At 69.8% G+C, this 19,979-nt stretch carries 18 protein-coding genes and 3 pseudogenes; 16 read left to right on the forward strand and 5 right to left on the reverse strand.

Going from position 1 to position 19,979, the window contains the following annotated elements:
• Both G5C60_RS17495 and G5C60_RS17500 read right to left on the reverse strand, forming a co-directional pair.
• The coding region (locus G5C60_RS17495) for a caspase, EACC1-associated type (RefSeq protein ID WP_206439653.1) at positions 1-1,624 on the reverse strand (1,624 nt) is incomplete at its 3' end.
• Positions 1,587-2,045: an effector-associated constant component EACC1 gene (locus G5C60_RS17500; RefSeq protein ID WP_338145848.1), complete on the reverse strand. Its 459-nt coding sequence runs from the start codon at positions 2,043-2,045 to the stop codon at positions 1,587-1,589. The genes G5C60_RS17500 and G5C60_RS17495, both read right to left, overlap by 38 nt.
• A gap of 216 nt (positions 2,046-2,261) precedes the next feature.
• On the opposite strand from G5C60_RS17500, the gene G5C60_RS17505 reads away from it, so the two are divergent.
• Positions 2,262-3,443, forward strand: coding sequence for a glycoside hydrolase family 6 protein (locus G5C60_RS17505; RefSeq protein ID WP_165260235.1), 1,182 nt, complete (start codon positions 2,262-2,264; stop codon positions 3,441-3,443).
• Between the two features lie 45 nt (positions 3,444-3,488).
• Here G5C60_RS17505 and G5C60_RS17510 read toward each other — a convergent pair whose 3' ends face one another.
• Entirely contained in the window at positions 3,489-4,547 is a 1,059-nt protein-coding gene (locus G5C60_RS17510) for a saccharopine dehydrogenase NADP-binding domain-containing protein (RefSeq protein WP_165260237.1), read from the reverse strand.
• Positions 4,548-4,609: 62 nt separating this feature from the next.
• Here G5C60_RS17510 and G5C60_RS51155 point away from each other — a divergent pair, with 62 nt between their 5' ends.
• The 7 genes and pseudogenes from G5C60_RS51155 to G5C60_RS17540 all read left to right on the forward strand — a co-directional run bounded on the left by G5C60_RS51155 (position 4,610) and on the right by G5C60_RS17540 (position 11,214).
• A complete protein-coding gene (locus G5C60_RS51155) occupies positions 4,610-4,873 on the forward strand; it encodes a TetR/AcrR family transcriptional regulator (RefSeq protein ID WP_241266881.1) in 264 nt (87 codons plus the stop codon).
• Between the two features lie 44 nt (positions 4,874-4,917).
• Positions 4,918-5,391 (forward strand): annotated as a pseudogene (locus tag G5C60_RS51160) (zinc-binding dehydrogenase); the annotation flags it as partial.
• Between the two features lie 247 nt (positions 5,392-5,638).
• A complete protein-coding gene (locus G5C60_RS17520; protein WP_165260239.1) occupies positions 5,639-6,925 on the forward strand; it encodes an ABC transporter substrate-binding protein in 1,287 nt (428 codons plus the stop codon).
• On the forward strand, positions 6,922-7,869 hold the full coding sequence (locus G5C60_RS17525; RefSeq protein WP_165260241.1) for a carbohydrate ABC transporter permease: 948 nt from the start codon (positions 6,922-6,924) through the stop codon (positions 7,867-7,869). The genes G5C60_RS17520 and G5C60_RS17525 overlap by 4 nt, the downstream gene beginning before the upstream one ends.
• On the forward strand, positions 7,866-8,729 hold the full coding sequence (locus G5C60_RS17530) for a carbohydrate ABC transporter permease (RefSeq protein ID WP_165260243.1): 864 nt from the start codon (positions 7,866-7,868) through the stop codon (positions 8,727-8,729). The genes G5C60_RS17525 and G5C60_RS17530 overlap by 4 nt, the downstream gene beginning before the upstream one ends.
• Before the next feature lie 11 nt (positions 8,730-8,740).
• A complete protein-coding gene (locus G5C60_RS17535; protein WP_241266882.1) occupies positions 8,741-9,403 on the forward strand; it encodes a hypothetical protein in 663 nt (220 codons plus the stop codon).
• Positions 9,400-11,214 (forward strand): hypothetical protein, encoded by a 1,815-nt coding sequence (locus G5C60_RS17540; RefSeq protein ID WP_206439654.1) that lies wholly within the window; start codon positions 9,400-9,402, stop codon positions 11,212-11,214. The genes G5C60_RS17535 and G5C60_RS17540 overlap by 4 nt, the downstream gene beginning before the upstream one ends.
• A 299-nt stretch (positions 11,215-11,513) precedes the next feature.
• On the opposite strand, the pseudogene G5C60_RS52160 reads toward G5C60_RS17540, so the two are convergent.
• Positions 11,514-11,792 (reverse strand): annotated as a pseudogene (locus tag G5C60_RS52160) (protein kinase family protein); the annotation flags it as partial.
• Positions 11,793-11,864: 72 nt separating this feature from the next.
• On the opposite strand from G5C60_RS52160, the gene G5C60_RS17545 reads away from it, so the two are divergent.
• From G5C60_RS17545 to G5C60_RS17580, 8 genes and pseudogenes are all read left to right on the forward strand, one after another.
• Positions 11,865-13,370, forward strand: coding sequence for a hypothetical protein (locus tag G5C60_RS17545; RefSeq protein ID WP_165260245.1), 1,506 nt, complete (start codon positions 11,865-11,867; stop codon positions 13,368-13,370).
• A 101-nt stretch (positions 13,371-13,471) separates the two neighbouring features.
• The gene (locus G5C60_RS17550) at positions 13,472-13,882 is read left to right on the forward strand and encodes a hypothetical protein (RefSeq protein WP_206439655.1); all 411 of its coding nucleotides are present in this window, start codon (positions 13,472-13,474) and stop codon (positions 13,880-13,882) included.
• A gap of 88 nt (positions 13,883-13,970) precedes the next feature.
• Positions 13,971-14,647, forward strand: a pseudogene (locus G5C60_RS17555) (DUF6766 family protein).
• Positions 14,648-14,749: 102 nt separating this feature from the next.
• A complete protein-coding gene (locus tag G5C60_RS17560) occupies positions 14,750-15,052 on the forward strand; it encodes a hypothetical protein (protein WP_165260231.1) in 303 nt (100 codons plus the stop codon).
• Positions 15,053-15,172: 120 nt separating this feature from the next.
• Complete coding sequence (locus G5C60_RS17565) at positions 15,173-15,583, forward strand: SseB family protein (RefSeq protein WP_165260247.1); 411 nt, start codon at positions 15,173-15,175, stop codon at positions 15,581-15,583.
• Positions 15,584-15,694: 111 nt separating this feature from the next.
• Positions 15,695-16,294 carry a DUF998 domain-containing protein gene (locus G5C60_RS17570; protein ID WP_165260249.1) on the forward strand — a complete coding sequence of 200 codons (600 nt, stop codon included), beginning with the start codon at positions 15,695-15,697 and terminating at the stop codon, positions 16,292-16,294.
• Positions 16,295-16,430: 136 nt separating this feature from the next.
• Positions 16,431-17,081 (forward strand): TetR family transcriptional regulator, encoded by a 651-nt coding sequence (locus G5C60_RS17575; RefSeq protein WP_165260251.1) that lies wholly within the window; start codon positions 16,431-16,433, stop codon positions 17,079-17,081.
• Between the two features lie 221 nt (positions 17,082-17,302).
• On the forward strand, positions 17,303-18,907 hold the full coding sequence (locus tag G5C60_RS17580; protein WP_165260253.1) for an MFS transporter: 1,605 nt from the start codon (positions 17,303-17,305) through the stop codon (positions 18,905-18,907).
• On the opposite strand, the gene G5C60_RS17585 is transcribed toward G5C60_RS17580, so the two are convergent.
• Positions 18,890-19,909 carry an aldo/keto reductase gene (locus G5C60_RS17585; RefSeq protein ID WP_165260255.1) on the reverse strand — a complete coding sequence of 340 codons (1,020 nt, stop codon included), beginning with the start codon at positions 19,907-19,909 and terminating at the stop codon, positions 18,890-18,892. The two genes, G5C60_RS17580 and G5C60_RS17585, sit on opposite strands and share 18 nt — an antisense overlap.
• Positions 19,910-19,979: the final 70 nt, after the last annotated feature.

Here is a 19,979-nt window from a genome sequence, read left to right on the forward strand (position 1 = left end):
CCGCCAGCGACTCCCGCGCCGCCGCCACACCGGCCCCGTCGTCGAACCGCGGCACCGCCACCCGGAACCGCCGGCGCCGCGACAGCGCCCACCCCACCGCGACCCCCGACGCCAGCGCCGCGTCGAAGGCGGACTCCTCCGGGTCGTCCAGGGCGAGTTCGAGCCGGGTGCCCAGCAGGCCCAGCAGGTCCGTGGAGAAGTCGCTCCAGCGGCGGGCCGTGACGAGCAGATGGACGCCGTAGTTCAGCCCGGTGTTGGCCAGCCGGTTGATCGTGTCGGCGAACTCGGGGTGCTCCCAGCAGAAGTCGAGCCAGCCGTCGACGACGAGGAAGACGTCGCTCGCGGCTCCCTCCTCGATCCGGTCCGTGGTGCGCAGCGCGCGGAACGCCTCGATGGAGTCGATGTCGAGATCGCGGAACAGGGTGCGCCGGGTGGAGATGACGGCCTTGACCGCCGTGAGAGCGGCCTCGACCGTGCTGTGCTCGTGCGGCGCGGCGTACGTCCGCACATGCGGCAGTGAGCGCAGCACGCCGAGCCGGTTGACCGCGCCCTCCAGCAGATAGAACTCCGCCTCGTGCGGGGTGTGCGTCAGGGCCAGCGACATGATCAACGAGCGCAGCAGCGTCGTCTTGCCGCTGCCCAGCTTGCCGACGACCGCGGCGTTCCCGTCCCGGCTGGAAAAGTCGACGCACATCAGGTCGCCGCCGGTGCCGTTCTCCAGGCGGCCGATGGGCGCGACGAGCCGGGAGGCGCCCTCCCAGGCGTCGCAGATGAAGCCGCGGTCGACGGTCTCCACGGGCGGCGGCAGCAGCGAGCCGAGCGCGAGTTCCTCGGCCATGGCAGCCCGGGCGGCGGGTCCTGCGGAGGCGTCGATCCAGGGCGCGTACGCCAGCTCGACGTGCCCTTCGCACTGGCCCGACTTGGTCGGCGTCTGCTCGGGTCCCGCCTGGTTGATGACCGTGTCGTGGACGTAGGTGTACAGCTCTTCCGGAGTGATCACCCCGTCCCGGTTCTGGTCCGCAAGGCCGGTGCTCAGCCCCTCGATGACGGCCCCGGTGAACCGAGGGGCCGACAGGCTGTTGTCGAGGGCCAGTTGCTCGCCCTCGTACGCGTACTCCAGGGCCGTCGACGCCGTGATGACGAACGTGCCGCGCCCGACGAGCGCGGATTCCACGTCCACGGGAGCGGCCGACATGGGTGCGCCCCGGTGGAAGAGCCCGCTGTAGCAGCAGTCCAGCAGCACGATCTTGGTACGGGCCTCGCACTCCTCGAGGAGCTGGTGGATGAAGGCCGCCGGGATGGCTGTGGTGTGCGGACGCTTCAGCTGGGTGCCCAGCGTGGCGAAGAACAGGCGGTCCGCGTCGTTCCTGATGCCGTGGCAGGCGAAGTAGAGCAGTACCAGATCGTCCGGGGAGCGGTCGCTGAGCACCTCCTCGACCGCGGTCTCGATCTCCTGCTTGGGCCGGTTCAGCAGTTCGCGTACGAAGTCGAACCGGCCGATCGCCGGGTCCCGCAGGAGGGCCTTGAGCTCGGAGGCGCCCCGGGCCGGAGCCCTGAGCTGGTTGAGTCCGGGGTCCTGGTAGCCGTCAGTCGCGATCAGCAGTGCGATCCGGCGTCCCGCCATCGCCAACTCCCGGTTCGCCGTCGGTGCTCCCGTCACCCGAGGCAGCAGTGGTCTCGGCGCTGATCCGCGCGGTCACCACCTCGACGAGGGTGTGCTGGTCCTTGGCGGACAGGGCGCTGAACGAGCCCTTGTGCCCGTCGAATTCCCATTCGACGGCCCGCGCTTTCGAGCGTTGCACGTAGGCGATCAGGACATTGCTCAGGGACTTGACCGCGGCCGCCGAGAAGACGCCGCTGAGCACCAGCACCGCGAGGTCATGCCCAGCGCCGGCCATCGAACCGGGAGGTGCCGCCGCGGACTTGCGTTCCACCCGCAGCACGCCGAGCGTCCGCAAGTCGCGGTACAGACCGGCTGTTTGACGGTCCGTCTGCTCCGCGGTCGCTTCGGGACCGGAGTCGATCCGGAGCTCCAATTGGTGCACGTTCTCCCTTTCCACCGACGAGCCCACTCACCGACGCACCCATGGCATCGGCCCGCCCGTTGATCGTAACCGGACCGCGTGGTTCGGGAAACGACTTCAGGCGGGTCCCGAGCCGTCTGGTACAACCACCTTGACGGGTGCAAGGTGTGCGGCGAGTCTCGTGTGGGAGCGCTCCCGCAAGTCCACGAGTGACCGTTGCGACCCAGGAGTGAACCCATGAGACGTATCGCAACAGGCCTGGCTGCCTTAATGGTCGGCCTGGCCTCTCTGCTGAGCGCGCCGACGGCCGGCGCGGCGGATGCGGCGGACCCCGAACGGCACAGACCCGGCCTGTACGTCCCGGAGGCCAACCCGGCGGCGTACAGGCAGGCCTTCGAGCTCGCCCGCGCGGGCCAAGTCCGGGACGCCGCAGGCATCCTGACCATGGCCCGCACACCGCAGGCGGTCTGGTACGGCGATCAGACGCCGGCCCAGGTCGAGCGGCAGATCCGTGACGTGGCGCGCGAGGCGGACAAGGACGACGCACTGCCCGTCTTCGCGCTCTACAACGTGCCCGGCCGCGACTGCTCCAACTACTCGGGCGGCGGCGCCTCCAACACGGCGGAGTACAAGGCGTGGATCGACGCGATCGCGCGCGGCATCGGCAGCCGCGACGCGCTCATCGTCCTCGAACCCGACTCGCTCGCCCTCGTCCCCGCCGACTGCGGCCAGGACGACGCCCAGGGCACGCTCACCGCCGCCCGCTACACCGAGGTCAACTACGCGGTGGACAAGCTGGAACCGCTGCGCGGCACCCGGGTGTACCTGGACACCGGCCACCCCGGCTGGCACACCGTCAACTCGATCGTTCCCCGCCTCCTCAAGGGCGGCATCGCGCGCGCCACCGGCTTCTACACCAACACCTCCAACTACCAGACCGACGATGCCAACTCCTGGTACGGCAAGCTGATTTCGTCGTGCATCGCGTACGTCGACGGAGGCGGCGACGTGGCCGACTGCCCCCACCAGGGCTGGCCGCGCGCCGACGCCCAGGCCTGGCTCGACGAGAACGTACGCGTACCGGCCTCCCGTATGAAGCACTTCGTCACCGACTCCAGCCGCAACGGCCAGGGCCCCTGGACGCCGCCCCCGGGCAAGTACACGGACCCGCAGGACTGGTGCAACCCGCCCGACCGCGGCCTCGGCGCCCGCCCCACCCTCCGCACGGGCGATCCTCTCCACGACGCCCGGCTGTGGATCAAGATCCCGGGCGAGTCGGACGGACTGTGCCTGCGCGGCACGGAGGGCCCGGAGGATCCGGAGCGCGGGATGGTCGACCCGAAGGCGGGGGACTGGTTCCCCGAACAGGCCCTGGAACTGGTGCGGTTCGCCAACCCGCCGATTCTCGGCGGAGGGTGACGGAGACCTCGGAAACTCGGCGGCAGGCTCAGCCCTCAGGCAGGCTCAGCCTTCGGGCAGGCTGAGCGCCAGCGTGTCGTCGAGTTCCGCGAGCCGGCGCAGGAACGCGGCGGCGGGGAAGGCCTCGGCCGGGCTCAGTACTCCCGTCTTCTCCGGGCCCTCCCCGCTTGCCAGTTGGACCGCCGCCTCGACCGAGACGAGGGCGCCGACCCGCCAGATGTCGCGGCCGCGGACATGGGCGTTGCGTCCGCCGCCGGAGCTTCCGGTGACCTGCACCGCGACCGTGAACTCGGTCTGCGCCCGTTCTTCCGGACTCACGTCCACGCTGCTGAAGATCTGCTCCTCCTCGAAGGTGGAGGAGGTGAGCTGGACCTCGACCGCACGGGCGGGCACATGGCGAGGCACCGTGACGACCTCACCCGAGGGGAAGGGGACGATCGTCGTGCGCGGCCCGACCGGCGGCGGGAACGGGAAGACGGCGTTGCGGACTTCGACCGGCCCGATGCGCTGCGCCCCGTCCACGAAGCTGATGCGGTCGATCTCGCCGATGAGCAGATTGGCGGTGTTCACCGCTCCCTGGGTCATGCGCCAGCCGGTGACCGCGTAGCCGACGGTGACCTTGTCCACGCCGGGCAGCCCGTCGGCGGCAGCGGCGGCCAGCAGGTCCCCGAGTCCGCCGTAGAAGCTCATCTGCGGAATGAGGACGGCACCCGTGCGCTGGGCGGTGGCCTGGAAGGAGTCGAACAGGTTCTTGATGGGGTGCGGCTCGATCGCGTGGTCCACGTACACGGTCCCGGTCTCGGCCGCCGCGGCGGCGACCGGCTCACTGGTCGTCGTGAAGGGCCCCGCACAGTGAATGATCACGTCGGCGGTCTCGGCGAGTGCGCGCAGGGCGGGGCGGTCGTCGAGGGGGGCGGCGTGGACGCGGACGCGATCGGGCGCCCCCAGCTCGGTGGCCAGTGACCGCAATGCCTGCTCGTTCCGTCCGGACAGGATCAACTCCTGTTCCCGGGCGAGTAATTCGGCGGCCACGAGACGTCCGGTGTGGCCGGTGGCGCCGTAGACGGCGAAGAGAGGTGACTGTCGTGATGCCTGTGCTGTCATGAGCCGGCTCACTTCCATACCGAGGGTATGTAATAGGGGCGGTTAAGTTACGTACCACCGGTATGCCTGTCAAGGGAGTCGGTGAGCCATATGTCCGTCGGAGCCAGGCCGAACGTTCCGGTGCGACGACCGCCCAACTGGTGGACGCGGCAGAGGAGTTGTTCGGCCGGTACGGCTACGCGGGCGCGTCCGTCGACGCGGTCGCCGAGGCGGCGGCGGGGGTGACCAAGGGCGCCGCGCCGCGTACCACCACTTCCCCGGCGGCAAGGCGGCGCTGTTCCGCGCGGTCTTCGTACGCCACCAGGAGCGGCTGGCCGCCGCCCTGAACCGCGCGGGCGCGGCGGCACCGGACCCGCGCTCCGCCCTCCTCGCGGGCGCGGTCGGCTCGGCAGCGGTGCAGCTCGCCATGGCCCTCGGCGCCACCGTCATCGGCACCGCGTCCCCGGCCGACCATGACTACCTGCGGTCCCTCGGTGCTGTCCCGGCCGCGTACGGGGACGGTCTGGTCGAGCGGGTGCGGGCCGTGGCACCGCAGGGCGTCGACGCGGTGTTCGACGCGGCGGGCCGGGGTGCGCTGTCCGACTCGATCGAGCTGCGTGGCGGCACGGCGGACCGTGTCGTCACGATCGCCGACCCTGGCGCGGCGAGCCACGGTGTGCGGTTCTCGGCGGGCGGTACGCCGCAGGAGCAGGTACGCGAGGGCCTCGCCCATCACGCCCGCCTCGCGGTCGAGGGGCGCCTGAGGGTGCCGGTCGCGGAGAGGTTCCCGCTCGCGGAGGCGGCGAAGGCGCTGGCGTTGAGCGAAGGGGGGCATGTGCGGGGGAAGGTGGTGTTGGTGATCTGACGGCTGACGGCCGATGAGCTGACGACCGACGGCCGATTGCCGGACCGGGCGCCGCGCCCATCCACCGCCGCGCCCGGCCGCCGTCCGTCGTCCCGCCCTGTCGATCCGTCGGCGAGGTCTGTCACGATGGTCAGGTACATTCCGTTTCTCGGTGCACGGGTCTTGTTGTGACATCCGGACGTTACCTAGGGTCGGCCAGGGAGCAAGCGCTTTCTAACTGGTAGACCTGGGAGAGGTGACTCCGCGTATGCCCGGAAACAGGACAAGGAAGTCCTGGGCGACGGCCACGGTGCTGGCACTCTGTGCCGCACTCTCCGCCTGTTCGGGATCCGGCGACTCGGTCGGCGGCGGCAAGGTCGTGCTCCGCTACACCTGGTGGGGCAACCCGGACCGGGCGGCCCGTACCCAGGAGGCCGTCGCCCTGTTCGAGAAACGGCACCCCGACATCGACATACAGACGTCGTTCTCGGGATACGACGCCTACAAGCAGAAGCTGGCCACGCAGGCCGCCGGCGGCGACGCCCCCGACGTGATGCAGCTCGACTACCGCATGATCGACCAGTACGCGTCCGGCGGTGTGCTCCTGGACCTCGCGAAGCAGCGGTCCGCGCTCAGCATCGCGGACATCGACAAAGGCCTCCTCGCCACGGGCGTCGTGAACGGCAAGCAGTACGCGGTCCCCCAGGCGCGCGGCACCGAGACCATCGTGTACGACACGAAGCAGTGGAAGGACGCCGGAGTCGAGCTGCCCCGCGAAGGCTGGACCTGGAACGACTGGGCCGACTCCATGCGCTCCCTCGCCGAGAAGACGGGCAAGCCCGGCGGCACCGATCCCGGATGGAGCGAGGACGCCTTCGAGGTCTGGCTGCGCGGCCAGGGCAAGGCCCTGTACACCAAGGACCGCAAACTCGGCTTCACCGCCGGCGACTTGACGCGCTACTGGACCTTCACGGACCGGCTGCGCCGGGAGGGAGCCGTCTCACCGGCCGAGGAGACCACCCAGCTCGACGGCACCGTCGAGAACACCCCGCTCGGGCGCGGCGGCAAGGCTCTCTCCGACAACAACTGGGACGCGCCGTCCAGTGGCTTCGTGGCACTCGTTCCGAGTGGGGTCACACTGGCGCCCATGCCGTCGGGTGAGGACGGCACGCCCGGCCAGTACTTCAAGCCGTCGATGTTCATGGGTATCGCGGACAGCTCCGGTCATCCCAAGCAGGCGGCCCGGTTCATCGACTTCATGCTGAACGACATGGACGCCGCGAAGATCCTCGGCGCGACCCGCGGCATCCCCGTCAACGAGTCGGTCCGCGAGAAGATCGCACCCGGGCTGAAGGACTTCGACAAGACGGTCGCCGACTTCCAGGCCTCCCTCGACGGTGACCTCAACGACCCGCCTCAGGCGCCCCCTTCGGGCGACAGCGCCCTGCAGACCACCTTCCAGCGCGACTACGACCAGGTGTCGTACGAGCGGATGTCGCCCCGCGAGGCGGCCGAGAGCTACGTCACCGAGGCGAATGCGGAGCTGAGGTCATGACCACCACCGAGATGCCGACGGCTGTACGCAAGCGGCAGGCCGACACCGGGAAGAAGCCCCCGCGCCGTCAACGGGAGGGCGCCGCCTGGGTGTTCCTCTCCCCGTGGGTCCTCGGCGCAGCCGTCCTGACGCTTCTCCCGATGGCCGTCTCGCTCTATCTCTCCTTCACCGACTACGACTTGTTCAACCCGCCGCAGTGGGTGGGTCTGCGCAACTACACGCAGATGTTCACCGAGGACCCGCGCTACTGGCGTTCGGTGGTCGCGACCCTCACGTACGTCGTGATCGCCGTGCCCCTCCAACTCGGCCTGGCCCTCGTCGTCGCCCTCGCCCTGAAGTCCATGCGGCGCGGGAAGGGCTTCTACCGCTCGGCCTTCTACGCGCCGTCCCTGCTCGGCGCCTCCATGTCCATCGCCCTGGTGTGGCGGGCGGTCTTCAACGACGGCGGCACGGTCGACAACCTGCTCGGCACCGGCGGCTGGGTCAACCAGCCCGGCTGGGCGCTGTTCGCCGTCGCGCTGCTGACGGTGTGGCAGTTCGGCGCGCCGATGGTCATCTTCCTCGCCGGACTCCAGCAGATCCCGGGGGAGTTGTACGAGGCGGCCGCCGTGGACGGGGCGAGCAGGTGGCGGCAGTTCCTGTCCATCACCGTGCCCATGCTGTCCCCGGTGATCTTCTTCAACCTGGTGCTCCAGACCATCCAGGCCTTCCAGGTCTTCACCCCCGCCTTCGCGATCAGCGCCGGCAAGGGCGGCCCCGCCGACTCCACGCTCTTCTACACCCTCTACCTCTACGACCGCGGCTTCGTCGCCTCGCACATGGGCTACGCCTCCGCGATGGCCTGGGCGCTCCTCCTCGTCATCGGCGCCGTCACCGCCGTGCTGTTCCGGACCTCGCGCTCCTGGGTCTTCTACGCGTCCGACACCGATGGGGGAGCCCGATGACCACCGCAACTCCCGTTGTCCGCAAGCCTGTTGCCTGGCGGCGTGTCGCCCTGCACGTCGGCTGTCTGGCCGCGCTCCTGGTGATGCTGTATCCGCTGGCGTGGCTGCTCGCCACCTCGCTGAAGCCCGCCGACGAGGTGATCGCGAGCCTCAACCTGCTGCCCAGCAGCCTGGAATGGTCCAACTACTCGACCGCTCTGGAGGGCGTGGAAGACGTCTCCGTGTGGCGGCTGCTCGGCAACTCCCTGTTCATCGCGGGCGGCGCGGTCATCGGCAACGTACTCAGCTGCTCCCTGGCCGCGTACGCCTTCGCCCGCCTGCGCTTCCGCTTCCGTGGGCCGCTGTTCGCGTTCATGATCGCGACGATCATGCTGCCGCACCACGCCGTACTGATCCCGCAGTACATCATCTTCAACCAGCTCGGCATGGTGAACACGTACTGGCCGCTGATCCTGCCCAAGTTCCTTGCCACTGAGGCCTTTTTCGTGTTTCTCATCGTGCAGTTCATGCGGGGGCTGCCGCGTGAGCTGGAGGAGGCGGCGCGGATCGACGGCTGCGGCCCGTTCCGCAGCTTCTTCCTGGTCATCCTGCCGCTGACGCGTCCCGCGCTGATCACGACCGCGATCTTCACCTTCATCTGGACGTGGAACGACTTCTTCACCCAGCTGATCTATCTCTTCTCGCCCGAGAATTTCACGCTCACGCTGGCGCTCAGGCAGTTCGTGGACGCCTCCAGCCAGTCCGCCTTCGGCCCGATGTTCGCGATGTCGGTGATCGCGCTGCTGCCGATCGTGCTGTTCTTCCTCGCCTTCCAGCGGTTCCTGGTCGAGGGCATGGCGAACTCCGGGGTCAAGGGATGAAGGGGCAAGGGATGAGCGCCGGGCAGGCCCGCGAGGCGGGCGAGATCTTCGGGCCGCGGATGACGCTGTTCGCGGATGTGCTGAGTGTGGGGGTCTGTACGGCGCTGGTGTCGCTGCCGGTCGTCACGCTGCCGGCGGCGCTGTCCACGGCCTGCGCGGTGCTGCGCGGCGCGCGCGAGGACCAACCCGCCACGGCGGGGCGGTACTTGGCCGTGCTGCGGCAACGGCTGCGGGCCGGTGACCTGGCGGCCGGTGCGCTGTCCGCGGCGGGCGTACTCCTTCTTCTGGCGGACCTGGCGCTGGCTCGGGCGGGGCTGCCGGGTGCGCCGCTCTTCGCCGCCGTCGCCGCGGGCATCGGTGCGTACGCCGCTGTCGTCGGCCTGCGTGCCTGCGCCCGCCCCGAGTCGCTCACCGACTGGCCCGCGGCGGTGCGCGGGGCGGCCCGGGACTCCGTACGGGATGTGGGCGGCTCCGGCCTCGTACTCCTCGCCGTGGCGGCGGCCGGGCTCTGCGCATGGATGCTGCTGCCGCTGGCGTTCCTGGCACCGGGGCCGTTGGCGCTGGCGCTGACGGCGATCGACGTACGACTGTCGTTTCCTGACACACCGGTGTCGTCCCAGTCCGACGCCCCTGGTAACGCCCCTGGTAACGCCCCTAGTAAGGAGGCCGCATGATGGGCCGCAGGACCTTTCTCGCCGCCTCCACCACCACGGCAGCCGCTGCCGCTGCCGCCGCTCCGGGAATTGCCGTGGCGGACACGGGAGTTGAGGCGGACGGGCTGGACACCGACTTCCTCGCCTTTCTCACCACGGCCGCCGACGCCCGCGCCAAGTCGGTCCTCGACGGGTACGGCGCGTACCTCACGGAACTGCGTGACCAGGGCAAGGCGCGTTCCTCGGCCCGTGCGCTGCGCACCCTCACCTCGGTCTATGTGCACGGCGGGTCGGCGTATCACCACGACGATGCGCTGCTGGGTCCGCTGGGGGAGCTCGCGGACACGCTGGCCGAGGAGCAGTTCGACGACGGGCTGTGGGACCAGGGTGCGGCCCACTCGCCGCCGGACACCGCGTTCTCGATCGTCGACCTGAATCTGGCGTACAGCCTGCTCGACGAGGACGGTCACCGGCCGACGGGGAAGCTGCGGGCGACCGTCGAGCGGATCCTGCGCGCGGCGGGCCCGGCACTCGCCACCGGCGGGCTGCACACGGCGAACCACCGCTGGCTGGTGTGCGCCGCGCTCGCCCGCATCCACCGCCGCTGGCCCGACCCGGCGTACCCGCGCCGCATCGACGCCTGGCTCGCGGAGGGCATCGACCAGTTGCCGGGCGGCGAGTACAGCGAGCGCAGCCCCACCTACTCGGCCGTGGTGACCAATCCGGCGCTCCTGACCCTCGCGCGCCACCACGGACGCCGGGACCTCTACGCGGTCGTACGCAAGAACCTCGCCGCCACCTTGTACGTCATCGAGCCCAACGGTGAGGTGGAGTCGGTCCATTCGCGCCGCCAGGACCAGACCGTCCTGCGCTACCTTCCTGAATTCTGGCTCCAGTACCGGGAGTTGGCGATTCGCGACGGCGACGGGCGGTTCGCGGGGGTGGCCGAGCTGCTGCAGCAGCGGGGAGCCGACCAGACCTTCGGCGAGACCCCGCCGGGCGACCGGCTCGCGGAGATCCTCGACCGGCCCGAACTGGCCCGCAAGCTGCCCCAGGTCACCGAGCTGCCCCGGGACTTCGAGCATCACGACGAGAGCTGCGCCCTGGTGCGTGTACGACGGGGCGACGCCACCGCGAGCATCTTCGGCGGCACCGACTTCCCGGACGTGCGCGCCATTTCCTCCGGCCTGTCGACCAACCCCACCTTCTTCAAGATGCGCAGGGGAGGTGCCATCCTCGACTCCCTCCGCCTGGCCCCGCAGTTCTTCTCGCTCGGCCACTTCCGCGCGGAGAACCTGGAGCGCGCGGAAGGCGGCTGGCGCCTCACCGCGGAGGTCCGCGCCGCCTACCACCAACCGCTGCCGCCCCAGCACCGCCGCCGCGACGGCCTCTACCCGCTCACCGACGACGGCCGCTTCTGGTCGGCCATGGACTTCCCGCACCGGCCGAAGGAGTACCGCACGCTCCGCACCGAAGTGGTGGTGAGAGAGGTGGCCGACGGCTCCTGGACTCTTGACGTCGAACTGGCCGGCTCGGAGGTGCCGTTCGCCCTGGAACTCTGCTTCCGCCGCGGCGGCACTTTGACCGGCGACGGCCTGGAACCCGTCGCCGGCTCCCCGGACACGTACCAACTCGTCCGAGGAGAAGCCACGTACACCGTCGGCGACGACCGCATCACCTTCGGCCCCGGCAACGGCAAGGGCGGCAAACAGCCGCCGGTGGTGGACGCGGGGGAGCGCTACTCCTGGATGAGCGGTTCGCTCACACCGGACGGGGTGCGGGTGCTGATCACCGGGAGGTCTCCGCTGACGTACCGTCTGAACTTGCGCTGACGGCCAAGCCGTACCTTGCGCCTACCGGCGCGGGTACACATCCCCTGGGGTTCCGCCCCAGACCCCGCCAGGGGGCTGCGCCCCTGGCCCCCTCTCGGGGCTCCGCCCCGGACCCCGTTTCGGGGGCCAGCCCCCGGACCCCCGGTCCTCAAACGCCGGACGGGCTGATTTTCCGCCGGACAGGCTGACTTCCGCCGGACGGGCTGATTTTCCGCCGGGCGGGCTGAATTCAGCCCGTCCGGCGTTTGAGGACGAGGCCGCCAGGCCGAGAGCGGAGTCCGGGGCGGAGCCCCAGGGACGAACAGGTTTGCGGTGGACCGGATGTTCTCCGGCCGCATCTCCAGGTCCGTCAGTGGTACCCGCTTCACGAACACCGGGTTGCCGGCGACCTCCAACAGCGCCGACTTCCCGCCGATACCGACACCCAGCGGTTCGGCCGCGTCCACCAGCTCACGCAGCCGGTGATCACTGCACAGGGCCAGTGCCGTGGAGACGGCACTGTGGGCGGCCAGACGTCCTGTGCCCCCGTGCGGCGCCTCCGCGCTGCGGCTCGCGGCGACGCGCGTTAATTTGTCCATATTTACCGCGTTTCAGTGCTTTTGATGGTTGTCATGATTTTCACGCTTTCCAAGCTGGGCGAAGGGTGGACGATGCCCAAAACCTTGCACGTCCCGCTCGTCGACGCCGAGCGTCGCGGCCCGTCACCGCGGGAGCGCACGTCATGGCGGCTCGGCGCTCAGAGCTGGCCGGCAGTCGTCGCAGGCGCCTTCACGCTGGCCCAACTGGCCCTCGTACGCCCCGGGATGGGCCTCGGCTGGGACGAGATCGTGTACGTCAGCCAGGTCAGCGACCATGCCCCGGAGGCGTTCTTCAGCGCGCCGCGAGCCCGCGGAGTCTCGCTGCTCGTCGCGCCCATCGCCTCGTGGTCGTCGTCCACGGCTCTGTTGCGGGTCTATCTGGCGCTGCTGTCCGGACTCGGCCTGTTCCTGGCGCTGCGTGTCTGGCGTGGACTGTTCCCCGTACGGGTGGTGGGCCTGGCGGGCGCGCTGTTCGCGACGCTGTGGGTGACCCTGTTCTACGGCCCGCAGGCCATGCCCAACTACTGGGTCGCGATCGGTGCGCTGGCGGGCGTCGGCTGCTTCCTGCGCGCCCAGGGGGACCGTTTCGACCGGGCGGCGCTGTGGGGTGTGGGCGTGAGCGCGGCGCTGATGGCGTTGATGCGACCCACCGACGCGATCTGGGTGACCCTGCCACTGCTGGCCCTGCTGGTGTGCGTCCGTCGTTGGCGTCGATGGCGACTGCTGGTGGCGCTCGTCGCGGGGCTGGTCGCCGGGGCGGGTGAGTGGGTCGTCGAGGCGTACGTCAGTCATGGCGGCCTGTCGCAGCGGCTGGCCGACGCCTCCTGGATCCAGGGCGGCCTCGGCTGGAACTTCGCCATCGACGACCAGGCGCGCACCCTGGTCGGGCGGACCCTGTGCCGTCCGTGCACCGCGCCATGGCCGCATCCGGCCGTGATGATCTGGTGGTTCGTCCTCCCCCTGCTGGCCGCCCTCGGCGTTGCGATCGCCGTACGGGCCGGGCGCACGGCCGGCACGCTCCTGCCCCTGGCCTGCGCCGCGACAGCCGCCTTCCCCTACCTGTTTCTGATCGGATACGCCGCCCCACGCTTCCTGCTGCCCGCGTACGCGCTGCTGGCGATCCCGGTCGCCGACGCGCTCACCCACCTGGTCGCCGGCCGCAGTCGAACCCGGCGAAAGGTGGCCGTGGCACTGGTGGCGCTCGGTCTCGCCGGACACCTCGCGGTGCAGTACGCGGTGCTGAACCACATCGTGGACGGCACCTACGACTCCCGCCGCGACTGGGCCCGCACGGCAGCGGAGCTGCACCGGCTCGGCGTACGACCGCCCTGCCTGCTGACCGGGCACGAGGCCATCCCGATCGCCTTCTACGCCCGGTGCTCGTCCGCCCAGACCGGCGGCCACAACGCCAACACCACCCGCGCGGACATCGAGCGAACGGCCCGGCGCCTGCCGGTCGCCGTCCTCACCACACAGGAGGACCAACCGCCCCCGTACGCCCGCACATGGCTGCCCCACCGGATCGGTGAAGTGCAGATCCACGTGGCACCCGCCGTACCGCGGGGCAAAGACGCCTGACCCTTCCCGTGCGCGGTACTCAGCGCACAGCGTGCCGGAGGAGAGCCGGTCCGGTCTCCGGAGGCGAAAGCGAGGCGCGTGATATCGAAGCGAGGCGCGTGATGTCGAGCAGACCGTCGCGGTGGTGCGTCGCGCTGGCGGCAGCGCTCGCGATGGTCGCGGGGTGCGGCACAGCCGGTGAGCGCGGCGACGGCGCGTCCGCCGCGGCGGACGCGTTCACGCGGGCTCTGCGCGCCGGCGACGGCGATGCGGCGTGCGCCGCACTGGCCCCGGAGACACGCATGGAGGTGGAGCGGTCCGCGAAGGCGCCGTGCGACCAGGCGATCAAGGAGGAAGAGCTTCGCACCCGGGGCGGGAAGCGCACAGTCGACGTCTACGGCGAGCAGGCCAGGGTGGTCCTCACCGACGACACGCTGTTCCTTTCGCACTTCGCCTCCGGCTGGAAGGTGACGGCCGCCGGATGCCGGCCCCGTCCGCAGCAGCCTTACCAGTGTGAGATCAAAGGCGGGTGAGAAGACCCATGAGAATCATGTTCTCGCTGTGTCTGCTGATCGTGATCGCTGGCTCGGCCTATTTCATGGTTGTGGGGCTGATGCACCGATGACGCGCCGATTCGTCCACGAGAACGGACTGAGCCTCGTGTTCGGCACCGGCTTTCTGCTGGCCCTGGCGGGGCAGGCCTTCGCAGGACACGCGGACTTCAACAACCAGCTCACCGAGGACGGCCTGGAACCGATGACTTTCGGCTCCTACCTGGCCTCCTCGGACTTCGCCGTCGACGTCACGGAGAACTGGCAGTCCGAGTACCTTCAGTTCTTCCTCTACATCTTCGTCACCGTCTGGTTCCTGCAACGGGGATCCCCGGAGTCGAAGGAACTGCACAAGGCCGGCACCGAGTCCGACAAGGAGCAACTGGTCGGTGGACACGCGGGGCCAGGTCACCGCGCTGGGCGCGGCGGCGGGGCTGGCGACTGGCCTTGTACTCCCGTTCCCTGGGCCTCGTCATGGCCGCCCTGTTCTTCATCTCCTGGCTGACGCAGTCCGTCGTCGGCGTGGTCGCCTACAACGAACAGCATCTGCGGCAGTTGCAGGCTCCGGTCAGCTACGGCCAGTACGTCACCTCGGCCGACTTCTGGAGCCGCACCCTGCAGAACTGGCAGTCCGAACTGCTGGCGGTGGCCTCGATGGCCGTGCTGTCGATCTATCTGCGCCAACGAGGCTCGCCCGAGTCGAAACCCGTGGGCGCGGCCCATGACGCGACCGGGGTCGAAGGCTGATGGACGCCACGAAACACATCGCGTGCGAGGGGCGCGGTCATGGGTACCCGCCGTGGGCCGCTGAAGTCGACGAGCATGTTGTGTGATGTGAGGTGGGAGACGATGGCAGAGCGTGAGGAAGTGCCCCAGGAGGAAGAGGGGCAGCGGACCGACGCGGCGGAGAGGTCACGTGGGACGCGGGCCTCTGTCGGCAAGGGGGACACATCGGCGATGGCCGGCAGCGACGTACAACAGCCGGAGATCGCCGAAGGCCCCGTCGAAGGTCTCCAGCCGGGCGAGCCGGTCGAACGCGGGCCTTGGCGCCCACCGGTCGAAGTGGACCCGCCGGAAGACACCGCCGTACCGCGGGACGCGGCGGGTGAACCGGAGGCTGTGCGAGAGCAGAAAAAGCACGGTGGCCCCTGAGCGGTGTCGGTCGGAGGTGTGCGCATACCTGGTCTCACCTGGGGTACGTAGAGAAACGCCCGTTCGGAAGCGCAGGTCACGTACCGGACGGTCCTGCCGGTCGCACATAGGACGAAGGCCATGATCGCCATCCCCGAGGAAGTGCTCACGGCCGCGGCGCAGGACGCTCTGCGCGATCTCAGCCGGCACCGTTACGACCCGTCGGCGCTGGACACCCTGATCGCCAGCGACGTTCTGGTGCCCCTGCCCGCCGACATCGCCATGCGCGATGCCCAGGACACCGGTGCCATGACCCTTCCTGTGCTCGAATACCCTCCGGGAACCCAGGCCGTCGTGGTCTTCACCTGCGAAGAAAGGCTCTCGGACGCCTTCCCCGAAATCCAGTGCTACCGGCAGCTGCAACTGGAGGTCCTGGCGGCCAACTGGCCCACCGACACCGACCTCATCCTGGCCATCGACCTCGGGCACACCGACTCGATCACCTTCACCTCCGCCGCCGTACGCAGCCTGCTCTCCCACTGCCAGCGATAACCCGGTCACGAGCCGGAAGAATGCCCCGCGAACTGCTTGCCCTGCGGGAACTGCTTGCCCTGCGCGGCGACGTACGCGGCTGAAATTGATCGGCCGTTTTACGGTAGATCGATGCGAGTTGTGCCGAGATGGGCCTTGCTCTCGTCGGGGTGTGCGCCTGTCCTGTTCGTCGGAGGCTGGACGGTCGCGGCGGCACTCGAAGGGTCCGCCTACGACCCCGCCACGCAGACGATCAGCGTCTTGGCGGCCTACGGGGCGGCGGGATTCTGGGTGATGACTGGAGCGCTGCTCGCCCTGGGTGCCTGCCACCTGCTGACCGCCTGGTGGCTGCGCCCGGCCGCACCCGCCGGACGTGTGGCGCTGGCCGGCGGTGGTGTGTCGGCGTTGGTGGTGGCCCTGTTCCCGGCGCCGAGCAGTGGGGGTTCCCTGTCCCACGGTTCAGTTGTCGTGGTCGGATTCACTCTCCTTGCGGTGTGGCCGGTCCTGGCTGCCGATCGCAGTGGAGCCGCACCATGGGGACTCCGGCCCGCGCCCTCGATCGTGATGACCACTCTGATGGGCGTCGGCGCGGCATGGTTCCTGGTCGAAATCAATCGTCATGGTGACGCCGGTGTCGCCGAACGCGTGGTGACATGCGTCCAGTCCCTGTGGCCCTTTGTGGTCGTCGCCTCCTGTGTCCGCCACCGTCAGAACGATCGATCTCCGGTGTGACCGACGGCGCTTCGGTGCGGCAATCGACGGATCCGGCCGGGGTCCGCGGCCTGCATGCCAAAATGGATGCGCCGTGGTACCGCTGTGTCGTTCTCCGTTGCTGTGTCGTTCTCCACTCTGATCCACTGAGGTTTCCGTGCCCAAGCCCGTAGCCCGTGAGCCGCAGCGACGTAATTCGCGGTCCAACCGGGCGCGCATCCTGGCCACGGCGCGTCGGGAGCTGGGACGGAACCCGGACATCACGCTGGAGGAGCTGGCGCGGGCCTCCGGTGTCGTGCGGCGCACTCTCTTCGGTCACTTCCCCGGACGGGTGGCGCTGCTGGAGGCACTGGCCGAGGAAGCCTCCGGGACCCTCCGGAGCGCGGTGGCGGCCGCAGTGAAGCCGACGGAGCCGGCCGAGCGGGCGCTCGCGCACTTCACGTTGACGATGTGGCCCGTGGGGGACCGCTACCGGATGCTCCTGGCGCTGGCCCGGCACGACCTCGGCGCGGAACGCGTGACCGAGATCCTCAAGCCGGCCCGCGACGAGGTCACGGCCATCCTGGAGCGTGGGCAGCGGAACGGCGTCTTCCACACCCACCTGACGCCCGCCGTGCTGAGCGCCGGCCTGGAAGCCATGACGGTCGCCCTGCTGGAGCAGGTCAACACCGGGGCACTGGAGGACGACGGCACCCGGGTCGCCGTGGCCATGCTGATCGCGGCCGGTCTGCCGGAGAAGCAGGCGCGTGCCGTGGTCGACGACGTCGCCTCCTCCATGGTCACGGCAGAGGTCGCCGCCGACGACTGAGGCGTCGCAGGGCTGTACGTACGAGATTGAACTGGACCCGGACGCCGGTGCGATGTGCCTGCGGTAGCGGTCGTCGACCGGCCACAAGGTTAGGGCCGAGCGTGCCAGGGCACCCGCGGGGACCGGGGGAGAGGGGAAGGGGAATTGAGATATTTGCACATGTATGGGCAATAAACTAGCCTGCTCATTGGTGTGCAATTAACTCGTCCCTGGGAGTCCCCATGTCCCTCCTTGCCACCGCACCCGTCGAGAAGACGACTGAGCCGTACTCACGCCGGTGGTGGGCCCTGATCGTGCTCTGCCTGAGCCTGCTGATCGTGGTCATGGCGAACACGTCGCTGATCGTGGCCGTGCCGGACATGACGACGGACCTGGGCCTGAGCAGCAGCGACCTCCAGTGGGTCATCGACGGCTACACCGTCCCGTACGCCGCGCTGATGCTCGTCCTGGGCTCGATCGGCGACAAGTACAGCCGCCGCGGCGCGCTCATCACGGGCCTGGTGATCTTCGCGGCCGGTTCGGTGACGGGCAGCCTGGTCGACCGGACGGAGCTGGTCATCACGGCCCGCGCGGTCATGGGCGTCGGCGCCGCCGTGGTCATGCCCGCCACGCTGTCCCTGCTGGTCGCGATGTTCCCGAGGCGTGAGCGGGCACGTGCCATCACCGCCTGGACGGCCACCTCCGGCCTCGCCGTAGTCGTCGGCCCGCTGGTGGCCGGCTGGCTGCTGGAGGACCACGCCTGGGGATCCACCTTCCTGATCAACGTCCCCGTCGCGGTGGCCGCCGTCATCGGCGCCCTGGTGCTCGTCCCGCCGTCCAAGGCGCAGGGCATGGGCCGGATCGACTACATCGGCGGCCTGCTCTCCATCGTCTTCGTCGGCTCCCTGGTCTACGCGACCATCGAGGGCCCGCACTTCGGCTGGGGCACCGGTCCGATCGCCGCGGCCGTTGTCGCGGGGGCGGGTCTGCCGGCGTTCGTCGTGTGGGAGTTGAGGCATCCGCACCCCATGCTGGACGTGCGCAAGTTCCGGCTGCGTCCCTTCAGCGGTTCGATGGCGGCGGTGCTGTTCTTCTTCTTCGGCACGTTCGGCGCGATCTACTACGCCACGCAGTTCCTGCAGTTCGTGCTCGGTTACGGCGCGCTGGAGACGGGCGTACGACTGCTGCCGCTGGCCGGAGCCGTCTTCGCCGGCGCCGCGACGACCGGACGCCTGACCCCGAAGCTGGGCGTGAAGGCGACGGTGACGGCCGGCATGGTCATCGGCACCGTGGGCGTCTTCCTGCTCACGCGGATCGACGCGGGCTCGACGTACGGCGACTTCCTGGGCCCGGTGCTGCTGCTGGGCTTCGCTATCGGCCTGAGCGTCTCCCCGGCCACCGACACCATCATGGGCTCCTTCCCCGAGTCCGAGCTGGGCGTCGGCGGCGGCGCCAACGACACCGCACTGGAACTCGGCGGCTCCCTCGGCATCGCGATCCTCGGCTCGCTGCTGGGCACCGCCTACCGGGACAAGCTGACCGACCTGGTCGGCGGCCGGCTCCCGGCCGCCGCCATGGAAACGGCCAAGGACTCGGTGGGCGGCGGCCTCGCGGTCGCCGAGCAGATCGCGAAGACACCCACCGGCAGCCCTCAGCAGGCCCAGGCCCTGGTGGACGCCGTACACGAGTCCTTCGCGCAGGGCGTGGCCAGGACCAGCCTCGTCGGCGGAATCATCATGGCCGTCGGCAGCGTGATCGTCCTCGCTGTCCTGCCCGGCCGCCGGGGCGACGGCAAGCGCCGGCCGGAGGAGTCGGGCACAGGCCCGCGATCAGCGGCGCCGCAGTGACGGGTCGAGCAGCGCGGGCGGGGTGTCGTACTTCTCGTGCGCGGCGAGGTCGGTGCCGGGGGCGACGATGGCGTCGATCGCGTCGAGTACGTCGGCGGAGAGCACGGTGTCGGCGGCGGCGAGCTGCGCGTGCAGATGGGCCGGCGTGCGAGGGCCGATGAGTGCGCTGGTCACGGCGGGATGCGCGGTCACGAAACCGAGCGCGAGCTGGATCATCGTCAGCCCGGCCTCATCGGCGACCCCGGCCAGCTGCTCGACGGCGTCGAGCCTGGCCCGGTTGGAGGGGATGGCGGTGTCGAAGCGTTGCGGCATGAACGCCGAGCGGTTGGTGGTGATCTCCCGGCCCTCGCGGATCGCGCCCGACAGCCAGCCCGAGGCCAGCGGGCTCCACACCAGCACACCGAGCCCGTACTGCTCGGTCACCGGCAGGACGTGGGTCTCGATCCCGCGCTGGAGGATCGAGTAGCTGGGCTGTTCGGTGACGTAACGGCTCAGGTGATGCTCGCGGGCGGCCCACTGTGCCTGCACGATGCGGTACGCGGGGAAGGTCGAGGAGCCGAAGTAGCGGATCTTTCCCGCGCGCTGCAGGTCGGTCAGAGCCGACAGCGTCTCCTCGTCGCTGGCGCTCGGGTCCCACCGGTGGATCTGGTAGAGATCGACGTGGTCGACACCGAGGCGGCGCAGGCTGTTGTCCAATTCGGTGACCAGCCAGCGGCGCGAACTGCCCTGGTGGTTGCGCTCATCGCCCATGGGCATGCCCGCCTTCGTGGCCAGCACGATGTCGTCGCGGCGGCCGGCGATGGCTTTGCCGACCATCTCCTCCGACTCGCCGTCGCTGTACATGTCGGCGGTGTCGATGAGATTGATCCCGGCCTCGAGGGCCGCGTCGACAATGGCGGTGGCCTCGTCCTGCGTGGTGCGCCCGATCTTGCCGAAGTTCATCGCGCCGAGCGCGAGGGAGCTGACCTGCACACCGGTGCGGCCCAAGGTGCGGTACTGCATGACTGTGTCTCCTCCGTTGAGGGTGGCGTGTGGCTCTGACATCATGGTCAAACGGAACCTCGTTCCGGTA

Origin of the sequence: Streptomyces scabichelini, from assembly GCF_011045015.1 — a bacterium.
GTDB classification, from domain to species: domain Bacteria; phylum Actinomycetota; class Actinomycetes; order Streptomycetales; family Streptomycetaceae; genus Streptomyces; species Streptomyces scabichelini.

Bases quoted from the DNA above. Each gene is read 5' to 3' on its own strand.
- G5C60_RS17505 (WP_165260235.1), top strand. From the start codon at position 2,262: ATGAGACGTATCGCAACAGGCCTGGCTGCCTTAATGGTCGGCCTGGCC.
- G5C60_RS17510 (WP_165260237.1), bottom strand. From the start codon at position 4,547: ATGACAGCACAGGCATCACGACAGTCACCTCTCTTCGCCGTCTACGGC.
- G5C60_RS51155 (WP_241266881.1), top strand. From the start codon at position 4,610: ATGCCTGTCAAGGGAGTCGGTGAGCCATATGTCCGTCGGAGCCAGGCC.
- G5C60_RS17520 (WP_165260239.1), top strand. From the start codon at position 5,639: ATGCCCGGAAACAGGACAAGGAAGTCCTGGGCGACGGCCACGGTGCTG.
- G5C60_RS17525 (WP_165260241.1), top strand. From the start codon at position 6,922: ATGACCACCACCGAGATGCCGACGGCTGTACGCAAGCGGCAGGCCGAC.
- G5C60_RS17530 (WP_165260243.1), top strand. From the start codon at position 7,866: ATGACCACCGCAACTCCCGTTGTCCGCAAGCCTGTTGCCTGGCGGCGT.
- G5C60_RS17535 (WP_241266882.1), top strand. From the start codon at position 8,741: ATGAGCGCCGGGCAGGCCCGCGAGGCGGGCGAGATCTTCGGGCCGCGG.
- G5C60_RS17540 (WP_206439654.1), top strand. From the start codon at position 9,400: ATGATGGGCCGCAGGACCTTTCTCGCCGCCTCCACCACCACGGCAGCC.
- G5C60_RS17545 (WP_165260245.1), top strand. From the start codon at position 11,865: ATGCCCAAAACCTTGCACGTCCCGCTCGTCGACGCCGAGCGTCGCGGC.
- G5C60_RS17550 (WP_206439655.1), top strand. From the start codon at position 13,472: ATGTCGAGCAGACCGTCGCGGTGGTGCGTCGCGCTGGCGGCAGCGCTC.
- G5C60_RS17560 (WP_165260231.1), top strand. From the start codon at position 14,750: ATGGCAGAGCGTGAGGAAGTGCCCCAGGAGGAAGAGGGGCAGCGGACC.
- G5C60_RS17565 (WP_165260247.1), top strand. From the start codon at position 15,173: ATGATCGCCATCCCCGAGGAAGTGCTCACGGCCGCGGCGCAGGACGCT.
- G5C60_RS17570 (WP_165260249.1), top strand. From the start codon at position 15,695: ATGCGAGTTGTGCCGAGATGGGCCTTGCTCTCGTCGGGGTGTGCGCCT.
- G5C60_RS17580 (WP_165260253.1), top strand. From the start codon at position 17,303: ATGTCCCTCCTTGCCACCGCACCCGTCGAGAAGACGACTGAGCCGTAC.
- G5C60_RS17585 (WP_165260255.1), bottom strand. From the start codon at position 19,909: ATGCAGTACCGCACCTTGGGCCGCACCGGTGTGCAGGTCAGCTCCCTC.